Origin of the sequence: Moraxella sp. (genome assembly GCF_024227015.1) — a bacterium.
Lineage (GTDB): Bacteria > Pseudomonadota > Gammaproteobacteria > Pseudomonadales > Moraxellaceae > Moraxella.
The window spans coordinates 1-19,559 of record NZ_JAAELD010000126.1; the positions used below are offsets into that span (position 1 = coordinate 1).

Annotated in this window: 21 protein-coding genes; 13 read left to right on the forward strand and 8 right to left on the reverse strand. The window is 46.4% G+C overall.

Annotated features, from left to right (window positions below; translation table 11 throughout):
- Positions 1 to 95: 95 nt before the first annotated feature.
- The 3 genes from GY683_RS02660 to GY683_RS02670 are packed head-to-tail and all read left to right on the forward strand — an operon-like array spanning position 96 to position 1,084.
- A complete protein-coding gene (locus tag GY683_RS02660) occupies positions 96 to 278 on the forward strand; it encodes a hypothetical protein (protein ID WP_297287272.1) in 183 nt (60 codons plus the stop codon).
- A gap of 4 nt (positions 279 to 282) precedes the next feature.
- On the forward strand, positions 283 to 642 hold the full coding sequence (locus tag GY683_RS02665) for a hypothetical protein (RefSeq protein ID WP_297287273.1): 360 nt from the start codon (positions 283 to 285) through the stop codon (positions 640 to 642).
- Positions 643 to 673: 31 nt separating this feature from the next.
- Positions 674 to 1,084 carry a hypothetical protein gene (locus GY683_RS02670; protein ID WP_297287274.1) on the forward strand — a complete coding sequence of 137 codons (411 nt, stop codon included), beginning with the start codon at positions 674 to 676 and terminating at the stop codon, positions 1,082 to 1,084.
- A 125-nt stretch (positions 1,085 to 1,209) separates the two neighbouring features.
- Here GY683_RS02670 and GY683_RS02675 read toward each other — a convergent pair whose 3' ends face one another.
- From GY683_RS02675 to GY683_RS02690, 4 genes are all read right to left on the reverse strand, one after another.
- Positions 1,210 to 2,847: an AarF/UbiB family protein gene (locus tag GY683_RS02675; protein WP_297287275.1), complete on the reverse strand. Its 1,638-nt coding sequence runs from the start codon at positions 2,845 to 2,847 to the stop codon at positions 1,210 to 1,212.
- Between the two features lie 2 nt (positions 2,848 to 2,849).
- Positions 2,850 to 3,464, reverse strand: a complete 615-nt coding sequence (locus GY683_RS02680; protein WP_297287276.1) for a hypothetical protein — start codon at positions 3,462 to 3,464, stop codon at positions 2,850 to 2,852.
- Positions 3,464 to 4,342, reverse strand: coding sequence for a bifunctional demethylmenaquinone methyltransferase/2-methoxy-6-polyprenyl-1,4-benzoquinol methylase UbiE (gene ubiE / locus GY683_RS02685; RefSeq protein WP_297287277.1), 879 nt, complete (start codon positions 4,340 to 4,342; stop codon positions 3,464 to 3,466). The genes GY683_RS02680 and ubiE overlap by 1 nt, the downstream gene beginning before the upstream one ends.
- Before the next feature lie 116 nt (positions 4,343 to 4,458).
- Positions 4,459 to 5,184: a hypothetical protein gene (locus GY683_RS02690; RefSeq protein WP_297287278.1), complete on the reverse strand. Its 726-nt coding sequence runs from the start codon at positions 5,182 to 5,184 to the stop codon at positions 4,459 to 4,461.
- A 267-nt stretch (positions 5,185 to 5,451) separates the two neighbouring features.
- On the opposite strand from GY683_RS02690, the gene GY683_RS02695 reads away from it, so the two are divergent.
- The 6 genes from GY683_RS02695 (at position 5,452) to GY683_RS02720 (ending at position 11,375) form a co-directional block, all read left to right on the forward strand.
- Complete coding sequence (locus GY683_RS02695; RefSeq protein WP_297287279.1) at positions 5,452 to 7,011, forward strand: inorganic phosphate transporter; 1,560 nt, start codon at positions 5,452 to 5,454, stop codon at positions 7,009 to 7,011.
- Between the two features lie 169 nt (positions 7,012 to 7,180).
- Positions 7,181 to 7,447 (forward strand): succinate dehydrogenase assembly factor 2, encoded by a 267-nt coding sequence (locus tag GY683_RS02700; protein WP_297287280.1) that lies wholly within the window; start codon positions 7,181 to 7,183, stop codon positions 7,445 to 7,447.
- Positions 7,437 to 7,916 (forward strand): hypothetical protein, encoded by a 480-nt coding sequence (locus GY683_RS02705; RefSeq protein ID WP_297287281.1) that lies wholly within the window; start codon positions 7,437 to 7,439, stop codon positions 7,914 to 7,916. Before GY683_RS02700 ends, GY683_RS02705 begins: the two co-directional genes overlap by 11 nt.
- A gap of 144 nt (positions 7,917 to 8,060) precedes the next feature.
- The gene (locus GY683_RS02710) at positions 8,061 to 8,750 is read left to right on the forward strand and encodes a YidB family protein (RefSeq protein ID WP_297287282.1); all 690 of its coding nucleotides are present in this window, start codon (positions 8,061 to 8,063) and stop codon (positions 8,748 to 8,750) included.
- Positions 8,751 to 9,152: 402 nt separating this feature from the next.
- The gene (locus GY683_RS02715) at positions 9,153 to 10,610 is read left to right on the forward strand and encodes a DASS family sodium-coupled anion symporter (protein WP_297287283.1); all 1,458 of its coding nucleotides are present in this window, start codon (positions 9,153 to 9,155) and stop codon (positions 10,608 to 10,610) included.
- Positions 10,611 to 10,700: 90 nt separating this feature from the next.
- On the forward strand, positions 10,701 to 11,375 hold the full coding sequence (locus tag GY683_RS02720; RefSeq protein WP_297287284.1) for an HAD family phosphatase: 675 nt from the start codon (positions 10,701 to 10,703) through the stop codon (positions 11,373 to 11,375).
- 21 nt (positions 11,376 to 11,396) lie between these two features.
- Here the strand turns inward: GY683_RS02720 and dinB are convergent, their stop codons facing one another.
- The 4 genes from dinB to ahcY form a co-directional block, all read right to left on the reverse strand.
- Positions 11,397 to 12,458: a DNA polymerase IV gene (gene dinB, locus GY683_RS02725; protein WP_297287285.1), complete on the reverse strand. Its 1,062-nt coding sequence runs from the start codon at positions 12,456 to 12,458 to the stop codon at positions 11,397 to 11,399.
- A 6-nt stretch (positions 12,459 to 12,464) separates the two neighbouring features.
- Positions 12,465 to 13,184 (reverse strand): 16S rRNA (uracil(1498)-N(3))-methyltransferase, encoded by a 720-nt coding sequence (locus GY683_RS02730; protein ID WP_297287286.1) that lies wholly within the window; start codon positions 13,182 to 13,184, stop codon positions 12,465 to 12,467.
- Positions 13,184 to 13,555: a DUF1294 domain-containing protein gene (locus GY683_RS02735; protein ID WP_297287287.1), complete on the reverse strand. Its 372-nt coding sequence runs from the start codon at positions 13,553 to 13,555 to the stop codon at positions 13,184 to 13,186. The genes GY683_RS02730 and GY683_RS02735 overlap by 1 nt, the downstream gene beginning before the upstream one ends.
- 140 nt (positions 13,556 to 13,695) lie before the next feature.
- Complete coding sequence (gene ahcY / locus GY683_RS02740) at positions 13,696 to 15,069, reverse strand: adenosylhomocysteinase (RefSeq protein WP_297287288.1); 1,374 nt, start codon at positions 15,067 to 15,069, stop codon at positions 13,696 to 13,698.
- A gap of 326 nt (positions 15,070 to 15,395) precedes the next feature.
- Here ahcY and GY683_RS02745 point away from each other — a divergent pair, with 326 nt between their 5' ends.
- The 4 genes from GY683_RS02745 to GY683_RS02760 form a co-directional block, all read left to right on the forward strand.
- The gene (locus GY683_RS02745; protein WP_297287289.1) at positions 15,396 to 17,039 is read left to right on the forward strand and encodes a mechanosensitive ion channel family protein; all 1,644 of its coding nucleotides are present in this window, start codon (positions 15,396 to 15,398) and stop codon (positions 17,037 to 17,039) included.
- A 30-nt stretch (positions 17,040 to 17,069) separates the two neighbouring features.
- A complete protein-coding gene (locus GY683_RS02750) occupies positions 17,070 to 17,852 on the forward strand; it encodes a TatD family hydrolase (RefSeq protein WP_297287290.1) in 783 nt (260 codons plus the stop codon).
- A 39-nt stretch (positions 17,853 to 17,891) separates the two neighbouring features.
- Positions 17,892 to 18,863 (forward strand): tRNA dihydrouridine(20/20a) synthase DusA, encoded by a 972-nt coding sequence (gene dusA, locus GY683_RS02755; RefSeq protein ID WP_297287291.1) that lies wholly within the window; start codon positions 17,892 to 17,894, stop codon positions 18,861 to 18,863.
- Between the two features lie 122 nt (positions 18,864 to 18,985).
- The coding region (locus GY683_RS02760; protein ID WP_297287292.1) for a YceI family protein at positions 18,986 to 19,559 on the forward strand (574 nt) is incomplete at its 3' end.

Consider the following 19,559-nt stretch of genomic DNA (forward strand, 5'->3'; position numbering starts at 1 on the left):
AATAATCTATTTTTGTTCAAATTCACACTTGAAAGAAGAGCAATAAAAGTTTAAAATATAAAATAATTACTCATCTATAGATTATTGGAGATTTTATGAGCGATTCTCGTAATGCATTTGGTGGTATTTTTGCTTTGGTTTTCACAGCAGCATCAATAATTCTTCCTATTTATTCAGCCATTGTTGATTTTTCTAGTGATAAATTTATGTGGGCGGCAATTGATATTATTATTTTTCCGATAGGTATGATTCGCGGTCTAATGTACTTATTTAGTTGAAATCATGAAAAGGTTGGTTTTGATTTTTATTGCCTTATTTTTATTGGCATCTTGCAGTAAACATGATAGAAATAGTATATTTCAAAATGCTGTTTCAGATGACGAGGTGCGCGAATTATTTATCAAGCGCAATATTCGTGACTGCCAAAGGGGTTTTGTCTTGGGACTGGAGGGTTTGGAAAAAAATTCAAAAGATTTGTGTGATTGTATTTTGAATGCTACCGCATCCTACATAAAGATTGATGACCTTAGAACACTAGTTGCACCAACAACCTACCTAGATTATTATGAACAAGATAGATTGAATAAAGAGTTGTATTCAGCTCTAAACTTTGGCATATCCCAATGTTATGGGGGATATTGATGATAATCTTGCAATCTGTTAGGTTTATTTTATGAGAAAGCCGTTAATCTTTGTGTGCCTGTCTTTATTTTTGTCTGCGTGTGGTAGTGTAGGTGACAACCAAGCCGCATCCGATGTTGAATTAAGGCATAAATTTCGATCGGTTTCTGATGCGGAAATAAAGGAAATGATAGCCGTAGAGATGAAAGATAATTGCTTGGCTAATATTCAAAAAGAGCACTTGCCTAACAACATGACAGCCGAATGGCTGTGCGACTGTTCGAATATATATATTATGGAACAAATGGATATTGAGACAGTTAGAAAGATTGTAACAGAATCAGAATCAATGACAGAGCAGGAGCGTACTGACTTTGTTGAAAGTAATAATTTGCTAAGAACAATATCGCTCAGTATGTGTATGAGTGACTTTCATGATAAACGAAAGCCTGGTTGGGATTGATTACTTAAAGTTTAAAATCCTTGGCATTCCTAGTTTAGATATCTATGCTCGATTTCTTGTTAAAAAATTGAGCTGTCTTTTTTGTTAGTTTTATATGAATGTTGTAAATTAAAATAATAACCAACCTAAACCAACACTCGCCACACCACAAAGCCTAGCGCCAATACATGAAATATTACGCCCACCCACCAAATCGGCACGGTCAGACCAATCGCGATAAATCCTAAAAATCCACCCAAGGCAATCCAGTCATGGCGTTTTTGATTCAAGAAATCAGCGCGTAGTGCTTGGATCTCGCGCAGTTCTTTGTCTTGTCTTGCGCCCAGCGTCGCCATGGACTGCACGCCTTGCGTGATGAGCTTAGGCAGTTCGGTGGCGGAGAGTAGTAACTCGGGGCTTTTTTCTTTGATGTCGTTTAGATTTTTGACCGGGTCTAGTTGGTCTTTTACCCAAGAGGTTAAAATTGGCTTGGCCAGAGACCAGATGTCTAGCGCAGGATATAGCTCGCGCCCAAGTCCTTCGACGTGAACCAAGGTCTTAAGCAGTAGCATCAGCTGCGGCGGTATACTCATCTGATGACGGCGCGCGATGTTTAATATCTCAAATAAAATGCCAGCAAAGTCAAGCTCGCTCATGGGTTTGGACACCATGGGGCTGACCGTGCGTGCCATATCACGGATAAGTGCGTGCTTGTCAGCAGATGGTGGTATCCAGCCTGCTTGAGAGATGATGTCCACAAGCGCGGTATAGTTGCCATTCATGACCGACAGTAGCATCCGCGCGACGACCAGCTGATCATCGCGTGACAGCTCGCCCATGATCGCGCAGTCTAGCCCTAGGTAGCGCGGATTGGCGACAGCTTCACCATTGGGCAGGGTTTCGACGAAGATATTGCCAGGGTGCATGTCAGCGTGGAAGAAGTTATCGCGAAACACCTGTGTGAAGAATATCGTCAAGCCATTCTTGGCAAGTAGCGAGCGATCATAGCCTAAGGCATCGAATTTATCCGTCTGAGAGATCGGCACGCCAAAAATTCGCTCCGAGACCATGACCGACTTATTCGCCATGTACACTTCTGGTACATAGATTAGCGATGAGCCTGTGAAGTTGTTACACATGCGAGTGGCGTTGGTGGATTCTAGGGTGAGATCCAGCTCATTTAGCATGATCTGCCGGTAGTCTTCTACCACGCTGACGATATGCACGGCGCGCGCAGACTCTAATCGAGCGGACAGCCAATTTGCCATTTCGCGCAGCAGCTCGAAGTCTTGAATGATGACAGGCTTGATGTCAGGGCGGACGACCTTCACGACCACTTCACGACCGTCGTGAAGACTGGCGGTGTGTACCTGCGCGATACTGGCGGCGGCGAGAGGCTTATCATCGAACCGAGCGAACAGCTCATCGACAGGCTTGCCTAGCCCTGTCTTGGGGTTTTGGATTTCGGATTTTAGAGTGTCCACATCGAAGGGTGCGACCTTATCCTGTAATAGCGATAACTGCGCGATGATGTTCGGCGGCAGTAGGTCGGATCGTGTGGAGAGTAGCTGACCTAATTTTAAGAACAGTGTGCCCATCTCTTCAAAGGCGAGCTTGACGCCCATGGGGTGATGCGATTTGCCCAGGCTTGCAGGATGCAGGCGAATCAGACGTGCCAATGGTGCAAGCTCTGGCATGTCATCGACGGGCAGATGTGTGTCTAGGCGATGTTTGGCAGCGATGCGATATAGCGAAAGTAGGCGTTTACGATGAGAGATGAGCATGGTTATGGTTGGTTTTGTAGGGCGGTTAGGCGAGCTTGTTCGCGTTCGATGTCACTTTGTAGGCGCAGCAGTTCTTGCTTTTTTTGGCTGATGGCATCATCTAGCGTACTGTCCTGAGCTGGGGTGATGGCGCCTGTGATGATGGATTTTAGGGAGTCAATCACGGGCGAGACAATCGGGGATATCTCTTGGGTGAGCATGTAGGCATAGCTTGCACCGCTTTTACCGATTAGGTTCTCTAATTGAGCGAACGCATCAGGGCTAAAATCATCGCTTAGGGCTTTGATTTGCATGAGGACTTTATGATCGCCCTTAATGGGAAGGTTGCCCGATGGGTTTTGCATGAGTGTCAGCAGCTCTCTTGGGCTGGCAGCGCGTAGCGTGCAGTCAGGCACTATGCTAATGCCGCCTTGGGGTTCAAAGAGGCTTTGACTGACAGGCTCGAACCTCACATGATCATCACAAAACAGCACATCAACAGACAGCGATGGATTGGCGATGATCACGCGGAACGTCTTACCAGACAGACCATTAAGATGTGAAATGGCGATGGGATCCGTGCTAAGCGCACCATTGATGATACGCTCAACAAGCCCAAGAGCGAGCACACTAATCATCAGCGCGCCTTGAATCCACGATGCACCGCCACGATGCCGCCAGTTAGGTTGTGGTAATCGCAGTTTACGAATCCTGCTTTTTCCATCATGCCTTTTAGGGTGGCTTGGTCGGGGTGCATGCGGATGGACTCTGCCAGATATTGATAGCTTTCAGCGTCACCGGCGACGATCTTACCCATCACAGGCAGGGCGGTGAATGAATATAAGTCATAGGCCTTGGACAGTGGCTCAAAGACAGGCTTGCTAAATTCTAGCACAAGCAGTCGCCCACCTGGTTTTAGGACGCGGTGCATCGCTTCAAGGGCTTTTTGTTTGTCGGTAACGTTGCGCAGACCGAAGCTGATGGTCACCAGATCAAATGAATTATCCTCGAACGGTTCAAGCGTCTCAGCATTCGCCAAAACGAAATCAACGTTATTGCAACCTGCATTAATCAGGCGAGTACGACCGACCTCAAGCATCGCTTCGTTGATGTCAGACAGCACCACGCGACCTGAGCGACCCACTTCACGGCTAAACACTTTGGCAAGATCGCCTGTACCGCCCGCGATGTCCAGCACACGCTGACCTGAACGCACGCCAGTTAGGCTGATGGCATAACGCTTCCATAGTCTGTGAATACCAAAGCTCATGAGGTCATTCATGATGTCGTATTTTGAGGCGACAGAGGTGAAGACCTCGGCGACTTTACTTTGTTTTTCTCGGGCATCCACGGTCTGATAACCAAAATGCGTCGTCTCGCCCACGTTCTCAGAATAAGCGCGCTGCGTCGGATTGTCCGCATTGGCAGGGCTTTGCATTGCTGACTGTCCTTGTGGCGTGCCAGTAGGCAAAATATTAGGATTGGTAAATTCGTTTGACTTGTTATCTTGGCTCATGGCTTTTTCCAATTTTTATGAATAAATATGACTAAAAAATCCCTATCATAATACTATAAATAGGGATTTTTTCATACCATAAATTGCCATTTTAGATGGATGATTTTACACGCAGGTTAATAAACCTTGCCATCCTGATGAATGCGTTCAATCGTGGCCAGTTCGTTTTGGGTAAATGGCACGGTAAAATCATCAATCTTTTTGATGCTTTTGATGGCTATCAGTCCATCATGTATGAAGTCATACAAAGGCTGATAGCCGTGATGATAGGCGGTGGATTTCGCCAAAGAAAACGCTTTTTGTAATAAAAATGAATTAAATTGCTTGTATGATAGCTCGCACACCTCTTTGATGGCGTGAATCTGTGCGATGCGTGCGTCTTTTGCGTTAACGGCTTGATAGACTTCAACCATCAGCTTATCGGTGATACCATCTTGATGGAATGATTGTAAATATGTGTCGTTTCGTTGGATGGCTTTGGCAAGTACAAGATCAAGCTCCACCGCCAGAACCGCCGCCTTGACACCTAGGATGCCTGTGGCGAGCGTGTTTTGCGGGGTGAGCTTTTCTAGGCGACCTGAGCCATTTAGGGCGTTATTGCCTGCGGTGAGAAGCTGCTTAGCAAGTATGTCAAAATCCTTATCGCTATAAATGCGATCGATCAGGTAGTGAGCAAGTGGCGCGGTTTTGCTGTCATCAAACAGCGACTTGTTGGTGCGATGAATGCGTGATTTTTGCCATGCCTGAACTTCATTTAGAATGTGTTTAAGATTGGCATCGCTGTGATGTGGCAGGGCTTGATAGCCATTTAGGTTATCGACCAAAGATTGAATGTGCGACATGTACTCACCGATAAAGCATTTATTAGTTTAAGGCTATGTTGGGGTGGTATTTTAAAATTCAATCACAGTGCTGTTCTGGGCGAAAAAACACAAAATGATAAAAATATGACAAAATTTAGCCAAATTGGCGCTGATATGTTAAAATTGTCATAAAACTGTCATATTTGATTCTTACAATGTCGCATTCGTGTTTTTCAGGCAGTTTTAAACTAACAATCAAATCGTCTTGGCGGATTTATGGTAAATTCAGCGAAACAAAGCACACCCATGTGGGCCAATATTTTCTTTGCGGTATTGCTTGCGGGGATGTGCGTTTATTTTGTGATGTGGGGATTGGAGTATACCTTGCATCAACAAGTGCTGCTATTCATGGTAGCAAGTTTTTTTGGTATTTTCATGGCGTTTAACATCGGCGGTAATGACGTGGCGAACTCGTTCGGTACGTCTGTCGGTGCAGGTACATTGACCGTCACCCAAGCACTTGCGGTGGCGGCTATTTTTGAGGTGTCGGGTGCGGTACTGGCTGGTGCTGCGGTGACTGATACCATCCGAAGTGGTATCGTGGACATCAGTAAGTTGGGCGTATCGCCAAATCAGTTCATCTATCTGATGCTATCGGCGCTTGCGGCGGCGGCTTTTTGGTTGCTTTTTGCCACCAAAAAAGGCTTGCCAGTATCGGCCACACACGCCATCATTGGCGGTATCGTTGGTTCATCCATCGTGCTTGGCATTAGTATGGGTGGTACAGAGCTTGCGTTCTCGACCGTAAAATGGTCAAAAATCGGCGAGATTGCCATTTCTTGGGTGGTATCGCCACTACTGGGCGGTCTGCTTTCTTATATCCTATACGGTCTTATCAAGCGCAATATCTTGGCATATAATGACAAAGTAGAAGTACGTGTCAAGTCTCTAAAGGCTCGCAAAAAAACCCTAGAACGCGAACAAAAAGAGCGATTTGAAGCATTAAACGATGATGAAAAACTGCCTTACACCACCGCGCTGCTACGTGACCAAGAAGCCTTCAACGAAGGTGAATGTCAGCGTGACGAGCTTGAGACGGAATACTATCGCTCATTGCATGACATCGAGAACGAGCGCAGTAACCTAGATACCCTTAAAGCCTTAAAAACTTGGGTGCCATTAATCGCAGCGCTTGGTGCGGTCATCATGACAGCGATGGTAGTATTCAAGGGTCTAAAGAACACAGGTCTAAACCTATCAACTCTGCACGCAAGCCTTGTGATGGGTATGATTGGTGCGATGGTGTGGCTGACTGCCTTCATCTATACCAAGACCATTCGCGGCAAGCATAAAGAAGATCTAGGCAAAGCAACATTCATCATGTTCAGCTGGATGCAGGTATTCACCGCGTGTGCTTTTGCTTTCTCGCATGGTTCGAACGACATCGCGAACGCGGTCGGTCCTTTTGTTGCCATTCTAGACGTTATCAAAGAAAACGCCATCGCAGCCAAGGCATCGGTGCCTGCGCCTGTCATACTGACCTTTGGTGTGTCACTTATCGTAGGTCTGTGGTTCATCGGTAAAGAGGTTATCCAGACTGTCGGCACGAACCTAACCGAGATGCATCCTGCATCAGGGTTTGCTGCAGAGCTTGCGGCGGCGGCGGTCGTGATGGGTGCATCTAGCTTGGGTATTCCTGTATCTAGTACGCACATCTTGGTGGGTGCGGTATTGGGCATCGGTATCGTCAATAAGAACACCAATTGGAAGCTCATGAAGCCGATCGGACTTGCTTGGGTCGTCACATTGCCAGCGGCGGCATGTATCAGCGCGCTGTTCTTTGTGGTGCTGTCTGCTGTGATGTAATATGCATTCATCATAGAGCGACTTGCTATGATGATCATGGCAAGTCGTTTTTATTGCGTAACCATTAGTCCAAAGCAAATTAAAAGTAAAAATGACCTGCGCATGACGGGATAAATTTGATATACTTATGCCAAATTTATCGACTTGTATTATGGCTAACGGAGTGATCATGAGTGACCATATCGAACCGACATTAGAGCAGCGCCGTATCATCTATCAGGCGCGCCGCGGTCTTAAAGAGCTTGATTATTATATCGACCCTTATGTTAAAGAGCATTATCTAAGTGCGCCCGACGATGAACAGGCGGCATTTGTGCGTTTATTGGAGCATGAAGATCCTGATTTGTTGTTATTTTTCTTGGGTCAAGAATGTTCTGATGATGAGGGTGTGGCGCGTCTGATTGAGCGCATTAAACAGCTAAAATATGCCAACTAAAACGCCCAATTTCTCCAAAAACATTCTAAACTTAGACATCGCAATCCATCAAAGCCGCCTAAGGTTTGTCCCTTGGGCGGCATTTGTGATTGTGGTGATGCTCATCTCTTGGCAGGCGATATTGGTGTGGCAATGCGTGCTGCTGCTCGCTATCATCGGTGTGCTCTCGTGGATGTATGTGGGGCGCACTAAGACCGTGTGGATGGGCTGTACGCATACAGATGGTCTGTGGCAGCTTAGTGTTAGTCGAGGTATCGGACGAGATACAAGGCGGCAGCTATGGCAGGCTTATCTATTATCCAGCCAGCGGGCGATCGGTATGAATGAGGCGGTGGCATTGAGATTCTATGTGATCGAGCCTAGAAAGCGATATTTTGAGGTGATGGTTCATCGGCGTGATGTGGCGGATGCCGATTATCGCAAGCTATTGGGTCTTTGCACCCTATCATCCAAGCTGATGATGAATTAATAATAAGCGCATAAAAAATTACACAATAACCACACTTTTATGATTTGATTTTGATAAGATGATGGTGATTTTCGTGGTAGGTTAATATGCTTACCGCTTCACATTACAATAATTTCATCAAGATTTAATCACTAAGGATAATCCATGAGCTTACTTCAATCTATCGTAACCCAAGTCGTTCAAAATGCCGTACAAGGCGACCAAAGATCACAGCAGCAGGGCGGTCTAGGTGGTCTATTAGGCGGACTGGCTGGCAACCAAAATTCTAATGCAGGCTTGGGTGGTGTTCTGGGTCAAGTTCTAGGCGGTCAAGGCGGTTCACAAGCTGGGCTTGGCGGACTACTGGGCGGTCTATTAGGTGGTGGCGCACAAAGCCGTCAAGCCAGCCCGACCGATCTGGGTGACATCCTAGGCGGCGTTCTAGGCAGTCAATCACAAGCCCAAAGCCGTCAAGGTGACTTTAACAAATCAACACTGCTACTGGCTTTATTGCCCGTCGTGCTTGCCTACATCCAAAAAAATGGCGGTCTGTCTGGCGTTCTTGCAAAATTCCAAGGCAACGGTTTGGGCAACAAAGCTCAGTCTTGGACGAGCATCGATGTGGACAATGATGGTATCGATGCCGGCGATGTGGCTCGTTTATTCGGCAGCCAAGAGATTAACGAAGTCGCCCAAAAGACTGGTGCAAGCGAATTGGAAGTGCGTCAAGGTATTGCAGAATTGCTGCCACAGGTTGTGAACGACCTTACGCCACATGGTAGTGTCGAGGCTGATGAGAGTGAGGCAAACGCTGAGATCGATCAGATTCTATCACAGCTTCGCGGTAATTTCTAATTAGCAATCGCTAATCATTACCCAATAAAGCCATCTATCATAGGTGGCTTTATTTTTATTTCATGGAATTTTTACCTTATTCATGGTGATTTTCCGTGGTTATATCATAAATCTTTGATAAAAAACTGCTCAATAATCGTTCTAGCTTGTGATTTATTTGCTATAATAAAACCAATTGATAAGCCCAAAAGCGAATCAGTACGCATTTCTTAGGAAGGGCGGGTTGATGAGTTTTTGGGTTTTTTGTTTGATGGTTTTTAAAAACAGTGAAATCCTTGAATTTTTAAGGATATGCAGCGTGTGATGAAGTATTATCCATATTTTTATAAAATGCCACTCATTGCTGTCATATAGAGCCATAATAATATAATAATTAATGCAAAAAATGCTAAGAGAGTGATTATGCCATTTAAGCCCATTCCTGCACTGATCGCGGTGCTTTGTACACTCATTATTTGGTTTGTGATTCCTGTGCCGGCAGGTGTAACGCCTGACGCGTGGCATCTGTTGGCATTATTCATCGGGACGATTGCAGCGATCATCGGTAAGGCACTGCCCATCGGTGCAATCGCCATCATCGCGATGACGCTGGTTGCGATCACTGGGGTGACGGCTGATACGCCGAAGCAGGCGATGAATGACGCGCTATCAAGCCTATCAAGTTCGCTGATTTGGCTGATTGGTATCGCCATCATGATCTCTCGCGGTCTGATTAAGACGGGTCTAGGGTCGCGCATTGCTTATAATTTTATCGCCATTTTCGGCAAAAAAACCATCGGCATTGGCTATTCATTGGCACTGGCTGAGCTGCTCATCTCTCCGATTACACCGTCCAATACCGCGCGTGGTGGCGCGATTATCCACCCGATCATGCGCTCGATCGCTGATAGCTTCGGCTCGCGTGCAGAAGACGGCACCCAAAATCGTATCGGTAAGTACCTTGCGCTTGTCAATTATCACTCAAACCCAATCACTTCAGCGATGTTCATCACAGCGACCGCGCCGAACCCGCTTGTGGTGGATCTCATCGCTGATGTGACAGGTGCGCAGATTTCGTTGTCTTGGACGACTTGGGCGGTGGCAATGTTCTTGCCGGGTATGGCGTGTATCTTACTGATGCCAATTGTTCTGTATGTTTTGGTCAAGCCAGAGCTGACAGAGACGCCCGATGCCAAGACCTTCGCCAAAGAGCGTCTTGCCAAGCTTGGTAAAGTCACCAAAAATGAGAAAATCATGCTTGCGGTATTCACAGGCATGCTGTTATTGTGGGCGGATATTCCTGCGATGATCTTTGGTGATGCGCTTAGCTTTGATGCGACGGCTGTGGCTTTCTTGGGATTAAGTGCGCTGATTTTAACAGGTGTGCTTACCTGGGATGACATCCTAAAAGAAAAATCTGCTTGGGACACCATCGTGTGGTTCGCAGCGTTAATTATGATGGCGACTTATCTTAGTAAGCTTGGTCTGATTTCTTGGTTCTCGGGTGCGATTCAGTCGATGGTGGCGCAGATGGGTGTAGGCTCAATCGGTGCCATGGCGATTTTGACATTGGTGTATTTATATTCTCATTACTTTTTTGCCAGTACCACGGCGCACATCACGGCGATGTTTGCCGCGTTCTATACTGTTGGGATTGCCTTGGGTGCGCCGCCGATGCTATTTGCCTTGATATTGGCGGCATCAAGTAGCCTCATGATGACATTGACCCATTATGCCACAGGCACCGCGCCAGTGATCTTCGGCTCAGGCTATGCGACGCTGGGTGAGTGGTGGAAAGTTGGCTTTGTGATGAGTGTGGTTAATTTGGGAGTCTGGATTGCTGTGGGGTTGGTATGGTGGAAAGTGCTGGGCTATTACTAATCCAAATCTTCGTGCAATTCTTCCAAAAAACGGTTCAGCTTTGAGCCGTTTTTTGTTATGATGATTTTTTTGTATAAATAAGGGTGAACTATGGCGAATTTGGCGCTATTTGACTTGGATATGACGATGCTGAATGTGGACAGCGACCACAGTTGGGGGCAGTTTATCGTGGAGCGTGGATTGGTGGATGCCGGCGTGTATGCTGATGCTAATGATAAATTTTACCAAGATTATATTAATGGCACGCTTGATGCGGTGGAATATAATGAATTCGTGGCGGATTTTTTGAAAACTCAAAGCATGGATGAACTGCAAGCATATCGCCAAGAATATCTAGACACTTGGATTATCCCGAACATGCGTCCAAAGGCAGTTGAGCAAATAAATTACCATAAGAATCAAGGTGATACGGTGGTGGTAATCAGCGCTACCAATGACTTTGTGGTAAAGCCGATCGCCAATCTATTCGGGGTGGATGATGCGCACACGATGGCTACAGCACTTGAGATTAGGGAGAATCGCTACACAGGTAAGGTTGTAGGTCGTCCTAATTTTAAGGAAGGTAAGCTGTACCATCTAGGTGAATTTATCAAGCGTTGTCAGGATGATGATATCGTCTTTGACAAGACCATCGCCTATTCTGATTCAAAAAATGACCTACCGCTACTTGATTTTGCTGATGAAGCGGTGTGCGTCACCCCTGATGGCATCCTAAGACGAGAGGCTGAGGCGAGAGGGTGGCGCATTGAGGATTGGTCGTTTTAATGGATTTGCCGTGGCTTGATGTTATTCAAACAAATCAAGCTGTTCAACGCCATCAATACTCTCAAGGTTTGAGAAGGTAACACCAACCAAGCGCACGGGCAGGTGCTTTGGGGTGTGATGATACAGTTCGTGAAGCCAAGGCAGAACGGCATCAGGACTCTTGAAGGGTGACTTCACCGAGTGACTGCGCGTGATCTGACTAAAATCACTGTATTTTAATTTTAAGGTAACAGTGTGGGCGCGCATTTGGCGCTTGAGCAAATCCTGCCAAGCTTCTAGATTCTGCTCATGGATCCGACCAAGGATGAATTCGTCATTGACAGAGTTCTCGGTAAAGGTGATCTCTGTGCCGATGGACTTGCGCACGCGTTCTGATTTGACTTCGCGCTCATCGTGTCCGTGAGCGATGTTATGATAGAACTGTCCGCGCTTATTTCCAAATATCTCCACCAGTTGGTATAGTGGCATGTTTTTTAGGTCTTGACCTGTAAACACGCTCAGCTCGTGCAGTCTTTTGGCGCTGGCCTTGCCAATGCCGTGGAAACGCTCAATAGGCAACCCACTGATAAAATCATCTGCCATGTCAGGGGTGATGACGGCGATGCCATTGGGTTTATTAATATCCGAGGCAATTTTGGCGAGCATCTTGTTAAATGACACCCCGGCTGATGAAGTAAGCCCTGTCTGCTTATAAATCTCTGAGCGTAGCCAATTCGCCATCAGTGTCGCCGAGCCGTTGCAATGACGCTTACCCGTGACATCCAGATAGGCTTCATCGAGTGACAAGGGTTCGACCATGTCAGTAAGCTTTAGCATGATGGTTTTGATTTGACTGCTGACAGCGCGATATACCTCAAATCGTGGGCGGACGAAGATTGCTTGAGGGCAGCGTTTTTGAGCTTCATAGCAGCTCATCGCCGAGCGCACGCCAAAGGCTCGAACCTCGTAACTGGCTGCTGCCACCACGCCACGACCATTAGGATCTCCACCGACCACCAGAGGTTTGCCGCGATATTCTGGATTGTCACGCTGTTCGACACTGGCGAAGAATGCGTCCATGTCTAGGTGGATGATTTTACGCATGGGTGACTATCTAGACAGTGCCCAAATGGTCTGCAGGGCGGATAATGCTACCACGGGTGTGGTCTCAGTACGCAGAACGCGCTCACCGATAGTCCAAGCGTGAAAGCCGTGACTGATGGCAAGATTGATTTCATCTTGACTAAGACCGCCTTCAGGTCCGACTAGTAGGGCGATGTCTTGGGGTAAATTAGTTGGCAGGTAGTTCCCATTACTGACCGCCATGATGAGTTTTAATGCCGAAGTGCATTCTGCTACCCAGTCGCGCACATCGATGGGTGGTAGAATCTGCGGGACGATATTTAGACCGCATTGCTCACAAGCAGCAATGGCGACAGCCTGCCAATGGGTGAGTTTTTTCTTGTCGCGTTCGTATTTTAGGTGCTCTTGGCAGTGTTCGCTGGTCAGCAGCTGAATCTGATGAACGCCCATCTCGATAGCTTTTTGGATAGCATAATCCATGCGCTCGCCGCGGCTCATTACTTGACCCAAAGTCAATTTAAATGGCGCGTCTTTGTTACTAGGATTGTGGTCGTCAATGGTAACTTGGGCGGATTTTTTGTCGATGTGAGTCAGTGTCGCGGCATATTCGCCGCCTCGTCCATTAAACAGTACAGCATTATCGCCAACGCGTGCGCGCAACACCTTACCCCAATGATGCGCAACATCATCAGGCAAGGTGAGAACACCACCGACAACCAGTTCACAATCCACAAAAAAACGATTCATTAATACGGCTCAATCAAAAATAAATAAACCATCGCTGCAATATTGGCGATGATGGTAAGATAAAAAGTAAGCTGAAATTCTTCTTTTTGGGTCTTGTGGCGAAGCTGATGCTGCGCAAAAGCCGCGCCAACCCAGCCACCAAGAAGCGACCAAAGATGCAGGCTGTACTCAGCGATGCGGCGCTCTCTATTCTTGGCTGCTTGTTTATCCAGTGCGTACATGCCATAGCTGGCAAGGCTGGTCACGCCGTGAATGGCAGCCACCATCCAAGGCAGCACGCCAATGACCGTTAATATCGCCACGATTGCCAGATAGCTCATCGCGATATAACAGGCCAATATAGAACGCGGCGCTTGTTTTTGTCTTGCCATGATGAAATCCCTTTGTGCCTTTACAGCCCTTTGTGAGACAAACTGTCAAAAACCAAATAAAATTAATTCAGCGAAAAAAATTTATCGATAGATGATAAAAAGATGACAATGGCTGGCATTGTCATCTTTTGTGATACAGATTAGTACTTGTATTCGTCTGGCTTGAATGGGCCATCTACGGACACGCCGATGTAGCTGGCTTGTTCTGGCGTAAGCTTAGTCATCACGCCATTAAAGCCTGCAACCATGGCGGCGGCGACTTCTTCGTCCAGTTTTTTGGGCAGGACTTTAACATAAACTTTGCCTTCTTTGTCAGCACTTGGCAAATCGGCAAATTTTTCTTGATACAGATGAATTTGGGCAAGCACTTGGTTGGCAAATGAGCCGTCCATGATACGAGACGGATGACCTGTGGCGTTGCCTAGGTTTACAAGGCGACCTTCGGATAGGACGATAAGATAATCTGACTCATCATTTGAGCGATAAACTTGATGAACTTGTGGCTTGACTTCGACCCATTTCCAGTTTTTACGCATAAAATCGGTGTCAATCTCGGTATCAAAATGCCCGATATTGCACACCACAGCGGTGGATTTTAGAGCTTTTAACATCTCGCTATTGCACACATGATAGTTGCCTGTGGTGGTAACGACAAGGTCGGTATCCGCCATAAGTGCGGTATTAACCCCTTGATTTTGCTCACCATTGACAAAAGGCGACACCAGCTCATAGCCGTCCATACACGCTTGCATGGCACAAATGGGGTCAATCTCGCTCACACGCACAATCATACCTTCTTGACGTAGGCTTTGAGCAGAGCCTTTGCCCACATCGCCATAACCGATAACCAACGCACGGCGACCAGATAACAACATATCTGTACCACGCTTGATAGCGTCATTCAAAGAGTGGCGACAGCCGTATTTGTTGTCGTTTTTGGATTTGGTAACGGCATCATTGACATTGATTGCAGGGACTTTTAGCTCGCCTTTGCCAAGCATTTCAATCAAACGGTGTACGCCTGTTGTGGTTTCTTCTGAGATACCGTGAATGGTATCTAGCATTTGCGGGTATTTGTTGTGAATGAGTGCGGTCAAGTCGCCACCGTCATCTAGAATAAGGTTGGCGTCCCACAGTTTGCCGTCTTTGTGGATTTGTTGCTCCAAGCACCATTCGTATTCTTCTTCGGTTTCGCCTTTCCATGCAAAGACAGGGATGCCAGCGGCAGCAATGGCGGCAGCGGCGTGGTCTTGGGTACTAAAAATGTTGCAAGAAGTCCAACGAACCTCCGCTCCTAGTGCCACAAGCGTTTCAATCAAGACAGCCGTTTGAATGGTCATGTGAATACAGCCCACAATCTTCGCCCCTGCTAGGGGTTGCTCACTGGCGTAGCGTTTGCGAATGCCCATAAGAGCAGGCATTTCGGTTTCGGCAAGTTTAATCTCTTTGCGACCAAACTCAGCAAGGCTAATATCAGCAACTTTATAATCGGTAAATGTAGACACTGCGTCCACTCCTTAAATCTATGAAAAAATGAGAAAATAACGCAGATGTCGTTGTTTTGTTCTTATTAAATTAAAAATTAAAGAACGCCAAGCCTGACCGATGAACGGATGCAACATCTCTTGGGTAACTTGTTATTATAGCAAAATTTTGGGCTGGGTTAAAGATAAAGCCATGTGAAATTATTAACGACAAATCTAAGTTGATGGGATTGGCTTGGGCTAAATGATGAAAGCTTGGGTGACTCATTTATCCATGGAAGATTGCTTGTGTTTGCCCTTAAAAGTTGTTAGCATGGCGATTAAATTTGTCTTTCTCGAGTGTGTTTGGAATGAATTTGTCTTATGTTGATTGGTTAAGACGTTGGGCTTTGGCGGCGTTGCTGATGTTGGTCGCGCTGTGTTGTCTGCCAAATAATGCCAGTGCTGTCAGTGCATTAACCAAAACTGAGCCAAAGGTTACTGCTGACTCATCTGTAGACAGCTACGGACGAGATTCGCCCAGAAGCACCATGCAGAATTTTGTCAAGGCCTTATCGGATAAGGACATGGCTTTGGTAGAAAAATACCTAGATGAGGACTTTCTAAAAAAACAAAAAGACCCAGAAATCATCATTAACAACCTAACAATCGCCTTGGATAAAGGCGGGCGCTTGCAGCCTGTGCTGTCAATCAGCGACAAAAGCGAGGGTGATTTGGCGGATAAGCTGCCAAGCGACCTAGAGAAAGTCGGCACCATCGAGATCAACATCGAAAAAATTGATCTGCTACTTATTAGAAAGACGGATGCTAATGGCGTGGTTTATTGGCAGATATCAAAAGATACGCTGGATAAATTGCCCACCAATCTAAAAGAAAACCGCACCACCTTAGCAGAAGAGTTAGGGCTAGATTTTTGGGCGGATAAGCAGATTATGGGTCATGAAATTTCGGATCTGATATCGCTTGTTATCTTGATTGCTGTTGGCTTATCCGTGATTTGGGTTGGGCTATGGATTGTATGGGGTGTCTTTGCTTTTTTATATCCTAAGATACGCGGTAAGGCTTTTGCCATACCATCGAAAGCGCTTTTGCCATTGTCTGTGGTTATCTTGGCATCGATATTCTCTGAGATGATGGTGCAGATGGGGGTGCCTGTCACGCTTCGCACGGCGGTGACCAGAGGTGTTGAGGTGGTGGAATGGCTTGCGACAGCTTGGTTGGTGCTTCGAGTGATTGACGCCGTGTTCGTGCGCGCTGAGAATAACAGTCGTAAGCACAAACGCCTAGAGCAAGTCTCCATCCTAAATCTGTTTCGTAAAGTCGCCAAAGCACTCATGGTCATCGTGGCGGTGATCATTATCTTTGGTAATTTGGGATTTGACTTGACGACGGGTATCGCGGCACTTGGGGTAGGTGGTCTTGCACTTGCCTTTGGTGCCCAAAAAACCATCGAGAACCTTATCGGTTCGGTGGTCGTGGTGGCTGACCGTCCGATTCGTGTGGGAGATTATTGTCGGTTTGGCACGATGGAGGGGACGGTGATTGACATCGGGATACGCTCTAGCCGTATCAGAACGCTCAATAGAACGGTGGTTACTGTGCCAAATGGTGAATTTAGCGCCATGCAAATCGAGAACTATGACGCCAGAGACATGTTTTATTTTTATCATCATCTGTACCTAAAACGCTCTGCTAATCCCGATGAAATCGGTAGGCTGATCAATGACTTACAACTATTCTTAGAAAATCACGTCTATACCAATGATGAATGGACACTGGTCAGATTAAGCGAGCTGCGCCAAGATGCGTTCGTCATTGAGATGCGCTGCTATTTGCATGCAGCTGATGTGACTGCATTCTGGAAGAAACAAAGTGAGCTTTTGGTTGATGTGCTGAACGAAGTGGCCCAGTATGATGTGGAGCATGCCTTACCAAGCCAAGAAATCAGCCTAAAATCCGACCATGATAAAGAACCTACAACGCCAGAAAATGCGGTATAATAAGCGGTTTTTAATATTGATGTGAAAATTATGTTTACCGACAGTCATTGCCATTTAACTTATCTAAAATTAGACAATCATGATCGCAATCCAGAAGGGCTGCTTGGCGCGATGAAGGACGCTAATGTAAGCCGAGCCATGGCGATCATGTGTCATTATGATGAGTTTGATGACATTAAGGCGTGGGTGGATAGATCAGATGATAAGCTTAACATTGGAATGAGTGTGGGGCTGCATCCTTGCCAAGATGCTGTTGTATTGGCGGGCGTGACGGTAGAGAAGCTGCTGGCACTCGATCATGATAAGGTCTGGGCCTTTGGTGAGACGGGTCTTGATTATTATTGGGATGCCGACAAAAAAGATGCCCAAAAACACAGCTTCGCCACACACATCTATGCCAGCCAAAGCGTCAAAAAACCCATCATCGTGCATACTCGTGCGGCTTACCATGATACGCTAGACGTACTGACTGCCGAGAAATGCGAGCACGGCATCATTCACTGCTTCACCGAAGATTATGCCTTTGCCAAGCGTGCGCTTGATTTGGGTATGTATATCTCATTCTCAGGGATTGTAAGCTTTAATAAATCAGCCGAGCTTCGTGAAGTCGCAGCAAAGCTACCATTGGATAGAATACTAATCGAGACGGACAGCCCGTATTTAGCGCCTGTGCCAAAGCGTGGGCGTGATAATGAGCCGACCTACGTGCCATATGTGGCAGCGGCATTAGCAAAAGTCTATGGCAAAAGCTGTGAGGAAATCGGACAAATCACCAGCCAAAATTTTGATAATCTACTGAATCAATATCGCTAAGCCTCTTAAATAACCATTTACATTACCAAAGAATTTTTGATGATTGATTTTAAAAACAATAAACGCATCAGCCTTGCCCCGATGATTGACTGGACAACCGCCGATTTTCGTTATTTTGCACGGCTCTTTAACTGTCATATACATCTGTACACCGAGATGATAAGCACGAGTGCCATTTTAAAGGGCGATACCGAGTATATTTTGCGATATGATGACAGCGAACATCCTGTGGTGTTACAGCTTGGCGGGTCAAATCCTAACGATATGGCACAATGCGTACAGATTGCCGATAAGATGGGTTATGATGAATTTAACATCAATGTTGGTTGTCCGTCTGACCGTGTTCAGCACAACAAAATCGGGGCGTGTCTCATGGCAGAACCGACTTTGGTGGCGGACATGGTGCGTGCGATGAAAAACAGTACTGATAAGCCCATTACCGTCAAGCATCGCATTGGCATTGATATGTTTGACAGTTATGAGTTTATGCGTGATTTTGTGGGGACTGTGGCGGACGCTGGTTGTACGCACTTTATCGCCCATGCTAGGATAGCGTGGCTAAACGGCTTATCCCCCAAAGAAAACCGAGAAATTCCGCCCTTACGCTACGATGATATTTATCGCCTAAAATCAGAATTTCCCCATCTGTTTATAGAAATCAATGGCGGTGTGGACAATCTTAATGACATCAAAACCCACCTAACCCATGTGGACGGCGTGATGATAGGACGGGCGTTTTATCACAATCCCATGCTCATGGGGGCGTGCAATGAACTGTGGGGCGAGCCTACGCCTACACACCGTGAAATCCTAGAAAATCTTTACCCTTATCTTGAAAAACGAGCCGAGCAAGGGGCGAATTTGGCAACCTTGACACGGCATTATCTGGGGCTTTTTCAGGGCTTGACAGGAGCAAGAAAATGGCGACAAGATTTGAGTGGTAAGCGAAATCTCACTGTGGACGACATCAGAAACAGCGCAGAAACGGTACTGGCACTAAATGGTCAGTAAGTTTCTTAATAAGAAACATTGCATCAACAAAATGGCGTTTGTCTTCGTTAATTTATCGTGTTAAGATACTGCCATATTGAAAATGTTTCTTATTCACTGTTTGCTTTCAATAGGAGAAAGTCATGAAATTATCACACGTTTTTGGTGCTGCGCTACTTGGTCTGACTGCCACAGCTCACGCGGCGACTTATGAGATTGACGCAGCTCACACCAACGCACGATTTGCCATCGACCACTTTAACACCAGCACGAACGTTGGCGGTTTCTTTGGTCTGACAGGCTCTATGGAATTTGATAAAGAAGCGCGTAAAGGCAAAATTGACATTACCATCCCGATTGACAGCCTGCAAACTGTCTCTGAAGCGTTCACAGGTCACCTAAAATCTGCCGACCTGTTCAATGCTGAAGCACATCCGAACATGCGTTTTGAATCGACCAAATTCAACTATGTGGGTAAAGGCAATGCGCGTAAATTATCATCTGTTGATGGTAATTTGACACTGCTTGGTCAGACTCATCCTGTGCGTCTAAAAGCCGATAAATTCAACTGCTATGACAGCCCGATGGCTAAAGCCGAGGTGTGCGGTGGTGACTTTAGCACGACCATCGACCGCACTAAGTGGGGCATGGATTATTTGGTGGCGATGGGCATGGCAAAAAAAGTCCGCATCGACATTCAAGTAGAAGCGGTAAAAC